We start from the raw sequence: 14,137 nt of genomic DNA, 5'->3' as shown, positions 1-14,137 counted from the left end.
TTCGGCGTATATTCAGTGAATATTTAACCCGATTTAAATCAGTTCGGCGTGATTAACCGTATGATTAAAAGCAGGCTGATATTCAGGATTTTTCTGCGGAGGGTGCAACGCGCCTTTTGGCAGCACGGCACAGTTCGTCGTGGAACCGCTGATCCTCACTGTCCTGCTTGCGGCAGTTTGCCCCCACCAGCGCAGCCTGTGAAGGCAGCCTGCCCTGCTCCGGAAACTGCGGTGGATACCAGGACAGATCGGTGATTATTTCGGGCATACCTTCGGCGCCTCCATCTCCAAAGGCTCTTTAATCGGGTAGTCCGGATAACCATAACGAGAGCAGCTGGTGGTAACCTTCACCTGGTCACAGGGCAGAAAATGTACAACCATGCCGCAGGTTTTCTGCCCGGTGTAATCGGGAACAGGGACCGTCAGCGAATGCTGGCGGCTCAGCTTTTTCACTTTTTCCCACCAGGCGAGATATTCAGTATTGTATTTCCTGGCTACTGAATCGGCGGTTTTCGCATCCAGGTTATTCATACTGGGGCGCTTTGGTTTCGGTATTTCCGGGACATCGCTGGCAAAAGCGACCGAGGTTTCCCAGTCCACCCTGACCGTCATTCCCGGCTCCCATGTTGATGGCGCACCGAAACAACAGCCGCCACCGCCGCCCTGGAAGGGGCCGATAATATCGATGCCTGACTGGCCGTTAACACTGAACTGAATGGCCCATTTGGTATGGTTGATGGCCTCCAGGGTGCCACCGCCGCCGTGATATTCCGCATGCTGCTGACCACATCCGGCCAGCAGTAATATTGCGCCCAGTACGCCGGGTAGTTTTAATTTCATTGTTTTTCCTTTTTTTTGGTTTACGTTTTATTTTCTGAAATCATTTAACGGTGTCCGTTAATAACGGACACGGCTGAATAATCTTTCTGTTTATGAACAGGTGGGAAGAATCATTATTCAGAATTTATTCGGTGTACATTCAGTGAATATTTAACCCGATTTAAATCAGTTCGGCGTGATTAACCGTATGATTAAAAGCAGGCTGATATTCAGGATTTTTCTGCGGAGGGTGCAACCACCCGCCTTTTGGCAGCAAGGCACAATTCGTTGTGGAACCGCTGATCCTCACTGTCCTGCTTGCGGCAGTTTGCACTCACCAGCGCAGCCTGAGTAGGTAACCGGCCTAAGCGGGGAAATTCTGGCGGATACCAGACCAGATCGGTGATTATTTCGGGCATACCTTCGGCTCCTCCATCTCCAAAGGCTCTTTAATCGGGTGACGCGGGTTACCATAGTCGGCGCAGCTGGTGGTAACTTTCACCTGGTCACAGGGCAGAAAGTGTACGGTGATGCCGCAGGTTTTCTGCCCGGTGTAGTCGGGAACAGGGACGATCTTTGAGTGCTGCTTATTCAAGGATTTAACTTTTTGCCGCCATACCTGATACTTTTCTGCATATTCGATCGCTTTCAGATCTGCTGTTTTGACGTCAAGATGAGCTAAATCAGGGCGTTTTGGCTGAGGTATTTCAGGGATATCACTGGCAAAAGCGACCGAGGTTTCCCAGTCCACCCTGACCGTCATTCCCGGGTACCATGTTGATGGCGCGCCGAAACAACAGCCGCCGCCGCCGCCCTGAAAGGGGCCGATATTATCAATGCCTGACTGGCCGTTAACACTGAACTGAATGGCCCTTTTGGTATGGTTGATGGCCTCAAGAGTGCCACCGCCGCCGTGATATTCCGCATGCTGCTGACCACATCCGGCCAGCAGTAATATTGCGCCCAGTACGCCGGGTAGTTTTAATTTCATTGTTTTTCCTTTTTTTGGGGTTACGTTTTATTTCCTGAAATCATTTAACGGTGCCCGTTAATAACGGACACGGCTGAATAATCTTTTATTTATCAGTTTATGAGTGAGGCAGTTAATCAGAGTTCACCTGGTGTATATCCAGTAATTATTTAATAAGAAATATAGCGGCTAAAATTTAATATCAATAAGGTAGAAAAACAGGCTGGCATGCAGGAATCTACGGTATGGCGGTATCATCCGTTACCTTCCCTGTTCTGGTAACCCTTGCCGATTCTTGAATAACTCGATTGTTATTTCGGGCATACTTTCGGCACCTTCATTCTTAAAGGCGTTTTAATCGGATAGTCCGGATAATTATAACCAGCGGCAGGAACTTGTGAGATTTACTGCAATTTGACGACAGTAGCTGCCGACAGGCTGTGGCTCATCAGCATTATTCATGCCGTAGCTGCAATCCAGCACGCCGCCGGTGCCCGTTTTTTTTATAGCTGGGATAGTCGGGTACAGACTTCACTGGGCAATATCACAGTCAGGAAAGGAGCTGACCAGCGTGCAGCCGCAGGCGCAGCGATTACCCTGTAATGCCACCGGCTGGCCGTCCACACTGGCCAGTGAACTGCCTTCGGCGATGATAGTCATGCCGTGTTGATTGCAGCTTACCGGGTCCCCTTTGGCGGCAATGCCCTTGCCAAAGCAGAGATAGTGCCCGGTCAGGACTTTGCCGCCGTACTCCCGGAGAATGTCTCCTTCGCGAATAATTTTGCTCATTGTTTTTCCTTACCCCGAGTTAAACCGTTGCCGACTGGGCTTTCTCCAGCCAGCTGGCTGGGATGGTAGCTTTCGCCAACACCAGTTGCTGCTGTGCCGCTGCGACTTTTTGCCGGGCCACGAGCGTGCCTGGTTCGCGGGTAAAAGCCCGCAAATGCTCAGTTTCCGGCAATAGCGGCAGCAGCTCGCCGGTCAGGCGGTTCAGCGCCACGGCTGCAACCTTCATGATACCGACGGTGCCAGCGAGGCCTGTGAGTTTTTCGCTGACGCCTTGCTGACGGAAGCTGTATACCACGCCGCCAACCAGTGTTGCGGCCCCACCACATTGCCCGCTATGGTCAGCAGTGACAGTGACTTATTACAGTTTTGGGCAAAGTAGAGCATGTGATAGCGGAAGTAACTTGCCCATAACTCACACGACCCGATGCGACCGTGCATAAACCAGGCGCGTGAATCGTGGACCTGATCGTCAAACAGCGCTCTGACCAGCCCGGCAGGCTGCCCGGCATTCCTGCTTTCTCCTGCTTCAGGGAAGAGGACGACCTCCAGTGCATTTCCCGCGTCTTTAATCTCGCGGTACTCTTTGCCTTCATCATCGCTGTTAATCAGGAAAATGGCGTGCTGTGGAATGGTATCCAATATCACCTGGCTGATGCTCTGCTGCGTGCGGTATTTAGCGTAATAATCTTCGCTAAATTCCTGAGCGGCTTCGCGGAGCTGAGTCTGGGCCATATCGGGGTCAAAATCTTTAATTCCCGGTATCAGTATCAGCTACACCGAGCAACTTGTTCATCACCCATTCTTCGCGCGCATCGTCGAGAATAATGCCATTATTTGTCGCTTCTACCATGCCCTGGTAGCAGTCGTAAAACAGCGCCTGACGTGAGGTATAAGCACCGGCAGGTGGTGCGTGGTGGGCTAACATGATGATGACATCGCTGACGCAGCAGAGATATTCAAGCTGGCGATCGCTCAGTTCGATTTTGCGGCTTATTTCACCACGTAACGCAGGCATGCCCACCCCTTCCATACCGCGGGGTAAGCCATCCTTGTCCTGCCAGGCCCAGAACAGTGCCGGGCGCAGCAAACATTGTTGCTGCTCTTCACTGAGCACGTGCGTAAAAAGCAGCGGAAAAATGCGCGTATCGTAAAATCGAAAAATCCCGCCTCTTCCTTCCTGCAAAATATCCGTACATTGTGCCAGCCAGGCAGACAGAGCAGAAAAACGCCAGGAAGAGCAAATCCCTAGCAATGGAACCTGCTGACTTAGCGCCTGCAGCCATTGCATTTGCTGTGCATCATCAAGATTGACGCGCGTAATCAGCGGCGCCGCATCAACGATAAATTCCTCGGGCAACCCCTGATAGAGCGATTGCCATTCCAGCGCCAGCACGGTCAGCGCCGGGATCACGCTGCGGTCCAGACCGGCCTGATCGATAATCACATCCAGGTAATCAATGCCTGCTGTGCGACAGGCCCCTGCCACTTCTTCAATCCATTGACTGGTCATTTACGCCTCCCTTGGGACAAAGCCCTGCGCCAGTTTTTGCGCTTTCTTCAGGCACTCTTCACACACCGATGCTGGTAATTCCGGCAGCGGAAACGTCTCGCTGGCGGGTCCTTGCAGATTGTGCTGCCCCTTCAGGCTGATCAATCCCGGTCCATGTATTTCCACTTCACCCTGCGGCGTCAGGCGAATGTATGCTCCACCACAGCCCAGCGTAATACCGTTTTTTGCGGTTAACTGCAGGTGCCCCTGGGTAGACTGAACCGTCAGGTCCTTCAGCGACGTCAGCGAAAGCACGTCGCCGTGCGATTCCATCTCCAGCGGGCCTTTGGCGGATACCAGACGCATCCCCTCATTCTGGGCCAGCAACGATATGGCCTGGCTGGCATTTGCCGACAGGCGCTGAGCGCTGGTGAGGTTTACCTCGCCACCGCTCTGCATGTATAGCCCGTTGCCGCTGTGCAGCAGCAGCGTTTCCGGTGTCACTGCGCCTATGCCTTGTGGTGCGCTCATTAACAACACCGGATCGCTAAGCTGGTCTGCGCTGCCCAGCAGCTTTTTTAGCCGGTGGCTATCAGGGCTGTGATTGTGGTGAGTCTGAGTGACAGAGCCCCATCCTGTAAGCTGATTGAGCGCACCTTTTAGCAGGCTGATAGCCGGTGCCATTTCCCACTGCTGGCCCTGCGCCTTCTGCTGTCCATCCGCCGTGATCAACAATCCTTTTCCCGCGCGAAGGGTGCCCCAGCTGTCGCTGCGCAGCTCAAAGCCTTCCCCGCGTTTTTGCTTCTCACTGTCTACCAGATGACCGAGATTGAGCTGGCTTTTGCCGCCGTATTCGGTACTGAGCTTGATATGCTCCTGACCCGCCGTGTCATCAAGGCGCAGCTTGTTGTTTTTCGGCGTACGCAGGACGTTGCGCTTGTAGTTACGGATAGTGACATGGTCGCCGTGCACGGAGTCATGCAACACGCCAGCAATGTAGGGGCGATCCGGATTACCGTGCTCAAAGGCGATAGCCACTTCGGTGCCCGCCAGCAGTGGCAGATGCAGGCCATAGGTGTCGCCCGCATAGGGCCGCGCCTGTCGCACCCACAGGCTTTCAAATCCGGTTTCCCAGCCTGCGCGATCAAACAGCATGTTGACACGATAGCGCCCGTTGCGATCGATATGACCATAGGTGTCGTTAACGGTGGTGCTGGTTACGCGCGCCGGGAGCGTGCCAGCCATCATCGGATGTGGCGGCGGCTCGGGGCGGAAGCCATAGCGGTTACTCAGCGGAATACCGTCAAAGGTGGTTTCAAAGCTGCGGTCCCGCCGTGCGGTGCTTACGATAGCGGTGACCAGAATGCCACTGCGAAACACCTCACTGACATCGGCTCCGCCGCTAACCGTCAGCTCACAGCCGGGCACCAGCGCAGGGCAACTGGTCACCGCCGCCACCTGCGTCTGGCCGTTCAGGTAGCGTTCGTGGCGCAGGCGAGCGTAAAAGGCACCGCTTTCCGGAGCCGGGGTATGGCTGTAGTCATCACCCGGTATCAGGTAGTTGTCGGCCCAACGGTAGGATTCACCGTACGTGGTGTCATCGCCGCCGGTAACGTCCACCTGCACATTCATATTTTCCGTCGCGTTACGGTAGTTGTAGTCGCGGCCGCTGACGCTTTTCTCCACCACTGTAGAGTGGCTGGCGAGATTCCACACTGAGTCAGCGGCGCCATCGTGCATGCCGGAAGGCGGTACGGCAGGCAGCGTCAGGCCTTTCACATGCCCCTGCCCACCATCACAGAACTCGATAACATCTATGTGCAGACGGGCGTCGGTGGTAAAGCGGAACCAGATGCCAATTTCGCCCAGCAGACGAGTAATAAACGTCAGGTCGTCCTCGCCGTACTGCATGACCTGCTCGCGGCGCGGATAGGCGTTGTTCAGCGTGAAGACGAAGTCCTGACCGCGCATCTGGTGACGCTCGCGCAGGATTTTCTCGACGATCTCCGGCGCCGACATATCCTGATAAATAGCGTGTTGGCGACTGCGTGACAGCAGTGCCAGCCTGGGTTGCAGGGTGACGGCATAGTGGCTCTGGTCGACGCTGCTGCCGAGGCACTCAAAGCCGGTCACCACGCCCTGTATCACGCGCACCGGCTGCTGCACTTTGATGCCCCAGCCCTGAGCGACCGGCGCCTGCAGCGTCAGCGAGGCAGGTTTCATCAACATTGCCTCACGGGTAATGGCGTGGTCGAAGCTGGTGAACTCAACTCGCCAGCGGAATGGCTCACTGAGGCGCTCCTCACCACGAAAAGCCAGCACGTCCGGCTGGGACATGCAGTCGCGCACCCTTAACAGATGATGACTGTGGCTAAAAAAAGAGGCCGGATTTACGCTCATGGAATCTCCTTATTCTTTTACCGCGGTTCAGCGGCGTTCTATTTCGCATGGCGCAGGCGCGGATGTGGCAAAGCGTTCACGCTTGTCACCGGTTTGACACAGGGAGCGCGTTGCGGATGCCGCCGCATATGCCCTGCGTCAACGACAGCACACAGCCCGATGTTGATGACAACAACGTCATCACCTTTTCAGTTAACCGGCAAATACGCCGTTCCCGCATCCCTTTAGCATGCGGGTTCATCTGTCTGCGTGTTAGTCAGCCTCTTATCTGGCGCCCTGTCGTTATCTTGCTGAGCGGGAAACGGGAGAAACTGCGGTGCGTCGAATGTCAGCACAATGCCTTCATCCTCATCCCAACCGAGCGTTAAATGCCGGGGCTTCTGCCCCACAGCCATCTGCTGCAGCAACTGCTGACTCAGTACCGGGAGGATCTGCTGGCTCAGCAGGCTGTCGATATTACGCGCCCCGGTATCCGGCAGCAGGCAGGCTGCGGTCAAGGCCGCTGACAGCCCATCGCCGATGAGGGTTTGCAGGCCGTAGTACCGCGCCAGACGCTGGCTTACCTGATTCAGCTTCATGTCGACGATGGTGCGCATGGCCCCAGCCACCAGCGGGCGATAAATCACGGTCTGGAAGCGCGCCAGCAGCGCGGGCTGAAAGTGGTCACGCAGTATCGGACGCAATAACGCCTGTAACTCGCCTTCGGTGGCATGCGGGTTTTCTGCCAGCAAGTGCATAATGGCGTCGCTGCCGAGGTTAGAGGTCATCATTATTACGGTGTTGCGAAAATCAATTTCACGCCCTTCACCGTCGCGCATAAAGCCGCGATCAAACACCTGATAAAACAGATTCAGCACGTCGCGGTGCGCTTTTTCTACTTCATCAAGCAGCACTACGCTGTACGGACGCTGGCGCACCGCTTCGGTGAGAATGCCGCCCTGACCGTATCCCACGTAGCCCGGTGGCGAGCCTTTCAGCTGAGAGACGGTGTGCGGTTCCTGATATTCGGAGAGATTGATGGTGATCAGCGATTTCTCGCCGCCGTACAGCACGTCGGCCAGCGCCAGCGCGCTTTCGGTTTTGCCGGTGCCGCTTGGGCCGACCAGCAGAAACACACCCTGCGGACCGTTTTCGGCAGTCAGCCCGGTTTTGGCGGCGCGCAGGCGTTGCGCAATAGCGTTAAGCGCGAGGTTTTGACCGACCACGCGCCTGCCGATTTCAGTTTCCAGGCTCAGCAGTTCGGCCTGCTCGTCTTTCATGAGCGAGGAGAGCGGCACGCCGGTCCAGTCGGCAATCACGTTGGCCAGGATACGCACGTCAACGTCGATCTGTACCAATACGTTCTGCTGCTGTAGCGCAGTCAGCTGCTGCTGTAGCGCGGTAATCTCGGCATAGGATCCGCCCTTCTGACGGCTGACCATCAGTTGCTGTGCCAGCATCTGCTGGTCGGCAAAACAGGATTCCTGCTGTTGACGTTCGCTCTCCAGCACCGCCCGATTCTCTTCGATAGCACGCAGCCGCTCGTCATCTGTATTGCTGCCCGTGGCGATATCGTCGCGCAGCGCGCGATCTTCCAGCGCCAGCGCGGCGAGACGCGCGTTGAGCAAGGTAATTGCCTCCGGCACGGTATCGAGGCTCATGCGCACACGGGCAGCGGCGGTGTCGAGTAGATCGACCGCTTTGTCCGGCAACTGTCGGCCCGTCAGGTAGCGGCGCGACAGGATGACCGCCGCTTTTACCGCGTCGTCGGTAATGTGTACGCCGTGGTGCTGCGCGTAGCGCGACTTCAGGCCACGCAGCATCAGGCAGGCGGTCTCATCGTCCGGTTCGTCAACTTTTACCCTCTGGAAGCGACGCTCCAGCGCGGCATCCTTCTCGAAGTACTGCTTGTACTCGCTCCAGGTTGTCGCGGCAATGGTACGCAGCTCGCCGCGCGCCAGGGCGGGCTTTAGCAGGTTGGCAGCATCCGCCCCGCCCGCCTGATTGCCCGTGCCGATAAGGGTATGCGCCTCGTCGATAAACAGCAGCACCGGCACTGGGGAGTGCTGAACCGCCGCAATCACGTTTTTAAGACGCTGCTCGAACTCGCCTTTGACGCCCGCACCGGCCTGCAATAGCCCAAGATCAAGGGTGCGGATGCGGACGGTTTTCAGACTGTCAGGCACGTTGCCTTCGGCAATACGCAGTGCCAGCCCTTCCACCAGCGCGGTTTTACCGACGCCTGGCTCGCCGACCAGAATCGGATTGTTTTTACGTCGTCGCGAAAGGATGTCGACCATCTGGCGGATTTCACTGTCGCGGCCAAACACCGGATCGATGTTTCCCGCCTGTGCATCGGCGGTGATGTCGCGGGTAAATTTATCCAGCGCAGCCTGTAGCGCCTTACTCATTACACTGCCGCTCACAGGGCTGACCTGCGCATTTGCCTCGACCGGTGCCGGGGAAGTCAGGTTAAGAAATGCCTGCTGCTGCACATCCGGACGCTCGTCGGACTGAGCGTCCAGCAGCGGGCGCAGCCGTTCACGCTGCGGACGCGTCAGGCTCAACAGCGGCCATAATCCGTCACAGCCGACCAACAGCGGCTGGTCGGTCAGCGCCGCCAGCAGGTGGTGACTGCGTATGTAAGGCTGATCATCCTCCAGCGAGGCGACAAGCCAGGCCTGCTTAATCAGCGCCAGCAGGGAATCCGCCAGCTGCGGGCGGGTATGCACCGATCGCGGCACGCACTCCAGCCAACCCAGCAGCGCCTGCCAGACTCCATCGATATCCCACTCATAGCGCCGCGCCAGCACGGTGATATCGCCCTCACCCTGCTCCAGCAGCTTGAGCAGCCAGTGCTCAATGCGGATTTCAGCATGGGCGCGGGTCTGACATAGCGAGGCAGCCCCTTCCAGCGCACGGGCACAGAACGGGTGCAGGCGACGTAACAGGGTCGATGCATAATGCTCCATATCTACTCTCTCCATTTCGACCCGCACCTCTGGGCCATTTGCCAGTGTCAATAGTGACCACCAATCTCCAGAACCTTTACCGTCATGCCCTCAACGGAGAATAAAACCCGATGTTGCTGGGTAAGCCTGACGGAATAGAGATTGCCGTTACCGCGTAGCTGTTCATAATTCATATCCCCTGTCAGTCTTGCCGCATCTGCCGGTGTTCTGCCGGCAAGCACATACTGGCGCCAGTCATGATATTTACGCATGCCGGCAGGCGGCACGCTGAGAGACTTTCCTTTTTCCCAGTTTTGTCTGGCCGCGGCGTCATCAAAACTAAATGGCATAACTTTTCCTTATCTATGTCCTCAGAGAGAAAATTACGTGCGCCTTCGCTCAGGCACGCTACCGCCCATCGCTGTCACCAAAGCGCATCAGGTCAGTTTCCAACCAAGGGTGTTAAGCCGTCTTCGACGATCGCCGGACGGCATAAAAAATGCGGACAGAGAGATCTGTCCGCATCAGGCTTAGGCTGTGGCGCGTTCGTTCCAGGAATCGGAATGAATGATGTTGCCGTCTTTGTAGGTCCAGGTGATTTTTTCGTAGCGCAGCTCAAGCTGTTCGAGATGGTTGTGCTTCTCGTAGGCGGGATCCTTAACGTCGTGCATCACAGCATTGACTTTCACCACCTTCACGTTTTCCAGTTTGGTGTTGAAGTATTCGACTTCCTGCCCTGCGTCGTTGATTTTGTACCATTTGAATTCTGCTGATTTCAGGGTCTGACCGGTGGTCACTGCTTTGTACAGATAGGGGCTGGCGCCATCGATCTCCTTGGTGAACATGAAAGGTGTATGAATACGCGTACCGGTCAGCTTGCCGGTATTGTTATCGGTGGGGATGTAGACATTGTGGTCCTGAGCCACCACCTCGATGCTGCCTTCACGATCTTTCACATCCACGGACCCTTTGATGTCCGCACCACCGTCGTCTTTCAGCCACAGATATACTGGAATTGCCATGTGTTACTTCTCCATTAGATTGTTATCGACGCCATCTTCCTGCGATGGCGTTAGGGTATTGCCAGGCATCCGACAGGCGTCCGCTTGCGGAACCAGACTGATTTCGACCCGGCGATTGAGCGCGCGCCCTTCTGCCGTGTCGTTGGGTGCCACGGGACGGCCTGCGCCATAGCCCTGCACCGCAAAACAGCTTTCGGGAACGTCACCGGTATCACGCATCCAGTCACGCACTGCCGCCGCGCGCGTCATCGACAGCGTCTGGTTCAGTGCAGAATTACCGGTGTTATCGGTGTGACCGCTGACCACAATCAGCCAGCCTGGTTTTGCCTTGATGCCCACCAGCGAGTTAACCAGGGTTTTAGTCGATCCCGGGTTTAGCACCGCTTTGCCGCTATCAAACAGCGACAGGCTGTCGAGACGGATGATGCTCTCTACGCGATTTTCCACCGGGGACGGGAGCGGTGTTGGCGGCGGCGGCACATAGGAGCGAATAACCGCCAGCAGCGGCAAACGTAAATGCCCGCCCTGATACAGGCCGAGGCCGAGCCGCAGAGGCGCGCCGTGACGGGCATACTTATCCAGTTCGGCGGCATTCTCATGCAGCACGCCGATCGCCGCTGCTTTCTGTGGGTAATCGGTCATAGCGATGCGTTCATAGTGAGCGATATCAAAGGCCACACGCTGGAGCAGTTGGTGGTTGTTCCAGGCACTGCAGCAAAGTGCAACAACGCCTGCCATCACCACCGTCCATAGCGCGCCGCGGCATGCCCGCTGGCACGGCGTCAGGCCCCGGCCTTTGGGCAGCAGCGGTAAAACGCTTTCCGGTAGCAGCGATGGCCGCGCCTGATTGCTTTCACTGGCCGGCAGCCAGCCCGCTACCTGCACCAGTGCGGTGTGCTGTTGTAGCCAGCGCGTCCACAACGACGTTGTTAACGCATCATCATGTGAAGCGTTCAATCCCTGGACGATACAAACGGGCGTGGCGCACGGCATATCCGCATCCGGATCCGTCAGCACCGCAACAACCTCCTGCCGCACCCAATCGGCAAGGCTGGTCATCAGTACCTGCTGCTGTAGAGCCATGCTGCCGCTCGCGGTTAGCCAGCGTTCAGGCGAGGAAGGCGGCGTATTGTCTGACCACAGGCTGGTGGGTTTTCCGGCCAGCTGTGCCTGCCAGAGAGCCTGGTTGACCAGTGCGCTACCCACCCAGACATACAGAGCCAGCGGCAGTGAATAGCCGGTTTCGCGTCGCAGCTGGCAAACCTGCCAGCGCAGAGCCAGCAGGCGGTTGGAAAGCAGCTCGCGATCCTGCTGTTGCTGAGGAGAGATGCAAATCATCACCGAGAGTTGGCTACCCCACGCCGGACGGCATGACAACAGCTGGCGTACCATCACGTCCAGCGCCTGCTCCGCTGCTACTCTCACCCAACAGCCGTGCGGCACAGTCAGTACCCCAGCGCTTTCTGGCCACTCCTGCACGTTGTCACCGCAAACCAGCACCACCGGCTGACGATAATCAGCGTCCGGTAAATCATCCGCACCGAACAACGTCTCTGATCGAGCGGGGCGGCGGGTTACTCGCGTGGCAACCAGCAGCAGCGCCAGCCCGGCCACCAGCATCACGATGGCAACCCAGTGAGGGAGCGGCAGGAGCAGCGCAGCCACCAGCAGGACTATCCATATCGCCAGCGTGCGCTGGAGCGCAGTGCTCATTTGACCAACTCTGGCAGTAGCGAAGCGATCAGACGGCTCAGCCAGTGATTCAGGCCGTACCAGACGGTGGCTAAGAGCAGCACCGAGAAGCCGATGCGCAAGGGCCAGCTGGATAACCAGCCGCGGGTGCCAAACCCCGCTTTGTTGTCGACCAGTACTGCCTGCGCCTTTTGCCCGCTGAAAGTCGGCACCCGTTCACTCAAAGACTGCACCAGTTGCTGGCGTTCCGGATCGTTAAGGTCGCTATAGCCACCGAGGAAACCCAGCATCATCACCCGCTGAAAGCAGATCATCACAGCCGCTTCCGGTGCTGGCTCGCGCAGCACGGCACGCATGCGGTTGCATAACGCATCTCCGGCATCCACCGTGCCGTGGAAGTGCCCCTGCAGCGGCAGATGACGCCACTTGACGTACGCATCGTCCTGCTCGCCGCGCCCTTTGACAGCTTCGTCAATCAGCGCGCACTGAGCATAAAGAACATGCTCACACTGCTGCGTGTCGTAACCAGCCTCTTTCATCGCCTGCTGAACGTTTTCCACCTCGGTCACACAGCGTTGCCATAACAGCTGGCCTTCCCCTTCCCGGAAAGTTGGGCCGTGGCGCAGGCTGATAACCTGCAGCCAGCTGTTTTGCAGCAGCGCGTCAATATCGCATTCGGCTTTCTGGCTCATGTCCTAAGCACCGCAAACAGTTCAAGTTCAGGCTCACCCAGCATGCCCGGCACGTAAAACATGCAGCTGCCGTTTTCCAGCATCTCGCGTGCCGCCGGGTGCGACAGGTCGAGAGCAAAATATTGATTCTCCAGACGCAGCGGGATGGCCGCGGGAATATGACGTAACGGCTGCAGGGGGATCCCCTGTCGGGAGCTATTCACCAACCCGGTGACATAGTCCGGGCTGCCGACTTTGCACTGGCGCGGGAACTGTTCCTGCAGCTGCGCCGCCGGTAGCGGAGAGCGAACTGAAAGATAGAAATCGGCCTCTTCGCGCAGGCGCGGCTCCTGCAAACGGGCCAGCCATTGATGCAGACGCCGATCATGTTCAAGGGCTATCGACAACACGCGTGACGGCAGACTGGCTTCCAGCAGATCGCTTAACAGATCGAACAGTGGCGGAAAAACGTGGTTAAGCTCCGCATGCTGATAGACGGGAATAATGCTGACCTGATACTCCAGTGAAAAAGTCAGCAGGCTGCCCGCCAGGCGGGCAAGCTCCGGATATAAACGTTCCGGTGCACTCTGCGGGAAACGCAGAAACTGGCCCACAACTGGCTCGGCACTGTTCAACGCGTTGAGCAGCCAGAACAGCGAGACATCCGCCACGGCAAAATCAGCCATGCGTTCGTTGCTCTCACGGCGCATCGCCATCAGGCGCTTAAGACGGGCGCGTAGCTGCGTCATCAGCTGTTCCAGCTGAGCTAACAGCCACGGACTGCTCTGCACGCTCAGCAGCGGCGGCAGAAAAGTCTCGTCCTGTGTCCAGTTGCCCTGACTGTCCTGACGCAGACGTGCCACCGGGCAGACCAGGTAATCGCCGTTGTTCTGATGGGCGAAGCGCAGCGAAAGCTCAGGTTTAATCACCGCAATCTGACGCGTATCGTCGCCAAACTGGTTACGGATATCTCGCCAGCGTTGGCGATAGCGTGCCGGTCGCTCAGCAACCTCTTCAGGCTGCAGGCAGTTACCGCCGTTGGCTCGAAGCAGCGGCAGAGCCAACATCACCACCGCATCCTGTCCTTCAGGCATGACCACCGGCGGCAGATCGTCACCGTTATTGGTGTCGATGAGCGTACCGTCCTGAAAACGCACGTGCAGGTGCCTTGCCTGTAACCGCCCCAGCTTCAGAGCCTCTGCCTCAAATTCAGCACGAATTACACCCCAGGGATGAGTCAGACTCATTTGTGCGATACATTCCGCTGACCAGGCCACATAGGCGGCCTGCTGCTGGAAATGCTGTGGCGAAATCATCACGCCCCGGCCCCATAGCGGCTGTTCCGTTTTCATCAA

At 57.1% G+C, this 14,137-nt stretch carries 12 protein-coding genes and 1 pseudogene; all 13 read right to left on the bottom strand.

The genetic code is table 11. The annotated features are described in order from the left end of the window. Positions 1–82 precede the first annotated feature (82 nt). The 13 genes and pseudogenes from ACJY2L_RS04650 to tssK all read right to left on the bottom strand — a co-directional run bounded on the left by ACJY2L_RS04650 (position 83) and on the right by tssK (position 14,137). Entirely contained in the window at positions 83–268 is a 186-nt protein-coding gene (locus ACJY2L_RS04650) for a hypothetical protein (protein WP_439213073.1), read from the bottom strand. After that, the gene (locus tag ACJY2L_RS04645; protein ID WP_439351282.1) at positions 256–840 is read right to left on the bottom strand and encodes a DUF3304 domain-containing protein; all 585 of its coding nucleotides are present in this window, start codon (positions 838–840) and stop codon (positions 256–258) included. The genes ACJY2L_RS04650 and ACJY2L_RS04645 overlap by 13 nt, the downstream gene beginning before the upstream one ends. A gap of 385 nt (positions 841–1,225) precedes the next feature. Then, positions 1,226–1,810 (bottom strand): DUF3304 domain-containing protein, encoded by a 585-nt coding sequence (locus ACJY2L_RS04640; protein WP_439351281.1) that lies wholly within the window; start codon positions 1,808–1,810, stop codon positions 1,226–1,228. Positions 1,811–2,320: 510 nt separating this feature from the next. After that, positions 2,321–2,578, bottom strand: a complete 258-nt coding sequence (locus ACJY2L_RS04635) for a PAAR domain-containing protein (protein WP_067429977.1) — start codon at positions 2,576–2,578, stop codon at positions 2,321–2,323. 19 nt (positions 2,579–2,597) lie between these two features. Next, a pseudogene (locus tag ACJY2L_RS04630) lies at positions 2,598–3,310 on the bottom strand (T6SS phospholipase effector Tle1-like catalytic domain-containing protein). 16 nt (positions 3,311–3,326) lie between these two features. Further along, a complete protein-coding gene (locus ACJY2L_RS04625; RefSeq protein WP_439213069.1) occupies positions 3,327–4,088 on the bottom strand; it encodes a DUF4123 domain-containing protein in 762 nt (253 codons plus the stop codon). Beyond that, positions 4,089–6,467: a type VI secretion system Vgr family protein gene (locus ACJY2L_RS04620; protein ID WP_439213068.1), complete on the bottom strand. Its 2,379-nt coding sequence runs from the start codon at positions 6,465–6,467 to the stop codon at positions 4,089–4,091. A 224-nt stretch (positions 6,468–6,691) separates the two neighbouring features. Continuing rightward, positions 6,692–9,418, bottom strand: a complete 2,727-nt coding sequence (gene tssH / locus ACJY2L_RS04615; protein ID WP_439213111.1) for a type VI secretion system ATPase TssH — start codon at positions 9,416–9,418, stop codon at positions 6,692–6,694. A 47-nt stretch (positions 9,419–9,465) separates the two neighbouring features. Beyond that, complete coding sequence (locus tag ACJY2L_RS04610) at positions 9,466–9,747, bottom strand: hypothetical protein (RefSeq protein ID WP_439213067.1); 282 nt, start codon at positions 9,745–9,747, stop codon at positions 9,466–9,468. 180 nt (positions 9,748–9,927) lie between these two features. Beyond that, positions 9,928–10,419, bottom strand: a complete 492-nt coding sequence (locus ACJY2L_RS04605) for an Hcp family type VI secretion system effector (RefSeq protein WP_067429963.1) — start codon at positions 10,417–10,419, stop codon at positions 9,928–9,930. 3 nt (positions 10,420–10,422) lie between these two features. Further along, complete coding sequence (locus tag ACJY2L_RS04600; protein ID WP_439213066.1) at positions 10,423–12,132, bottom strand: OmpA family protein; 1,710 nt, start codon at positions 12,130–12,132, stop codon at positions 10,423–10,425. Continuing rightward, positions 12,129–12,803, bottom strand: coding sequence for a type VI secretion system protein TssL, short form (tssL, locus tag ACJY2L_RS04595; RefSeq protein ID WP_439213065.1), 675 nt, complete (start codon positions 12,801–12,803; stop codon positions 12,129–12,131). The genes ACJY2L_RS04600 and tssL overlap by 4 nt, the downstream gene beginning before the upstream one ends. Next, positions 12,800–14,137 (bottom strand): type VI secretion system baseplate subunit TssK, encoded by a 1,338-nt coding sequence (gene tssK / locus ACJY2L_RS04590; protein WP_439213064.1) that lies wholly within the window; start codon positions 14,135–14,137, stop codon positions 12,800–12,802. The genes tssL and tssK overlap by 4 nt, the downstream gene beginning before the upstream one ends.

It is taken from the genome of Duffyella sp. Ts4, from assembly GCF_051851875.1.
GTDB lineage: Bacteria > Pseudomonadota > Gammaproteobacteria > Enterobacterales > Enterobacteriaceae > Duffyella > Duffyella gerundensis.
Note: the sequence above shows the minus strand (reverse complement) of the source record. Positions and strands in the feature narration are given on the sequence as shown.

Coding starts and splice junctions, on each gene's coding strand:
- ACJY2L_RS04635 (WP_067429977.1), bottom strand. CDS start 2,578: ATGAGCAAAATTATTCGCGAAGGAGACATTCTCCGGGAGTACGGCGGC.
- ACJY2L_RS04600 (WP_439213066.1), bottom strand. CDS start 12,132: ATGAGCACTGCGCTCCAGCGCACGCTGGCGATATGGATAGTCCTGCTG.
- ACJY2L_RS04605 (WP_067429963.1), bottom strand. CDS start 10,419: ATGGCAATTCCAGTATATCTGTGGCTGAAAGACGACGGTGGTGCGGAC.
- ACJY2L_RS04645 (WP_439351282.1), bottom strand. CDS start 840: ATGAAATTAAAACTACCCGGCGTACTGGGCGCAATATTACTGCTGGCC.
- tssH (WP_439213111.1), bottom strand. CDS start 9,418: ATGGAGCATTATGCATCGACCCTGTTACGTCGCCTGCACCCGTTCTGT.
- ACJY2L_RS04640 (WP_439351281.1), bottom strand. CDS start 1,810: ATGAAATTAAAACTACCCGGCGTACTGGGCGCAATATTACTGCTGGCC.
- ACJY2L_RS04650 (WP_439213073.1), bottom strand. CDS start 268: ATGCCCGAAATAATCACCGATCTGTCCTGGTATCCACCGCAGTTTCCG.
- ACJY2L_RS04625 (WP_439213069.1), bottom strand. CDS start 4,088: ATGACCAGTCAATGGATTGAAGAAGTGGCAGGGGCCTGTCGCACAGCA.
- ACJY2L_RS04620 (WP_439213068.1), bottom strand. CDS start 6,467: ATGAGCGTAAATCCGGCCTCTTTTTTTAGCCACAGTCATCATCTGTTA.
- ACJY2L_RS04610 (WP_439213067.1), bottom strand. CDS start 9,747: ATGCCATTTAGTTTTGATGACGCCGCGGCCAGACAAAACTGGGAAAAA.
- tssL (WP_439213065.1), bottom strand. CDS start 12,803: ATGAGCCAGAAAGCCGAATGCGATATTGACGCGCTGCTGCAAAACAGC.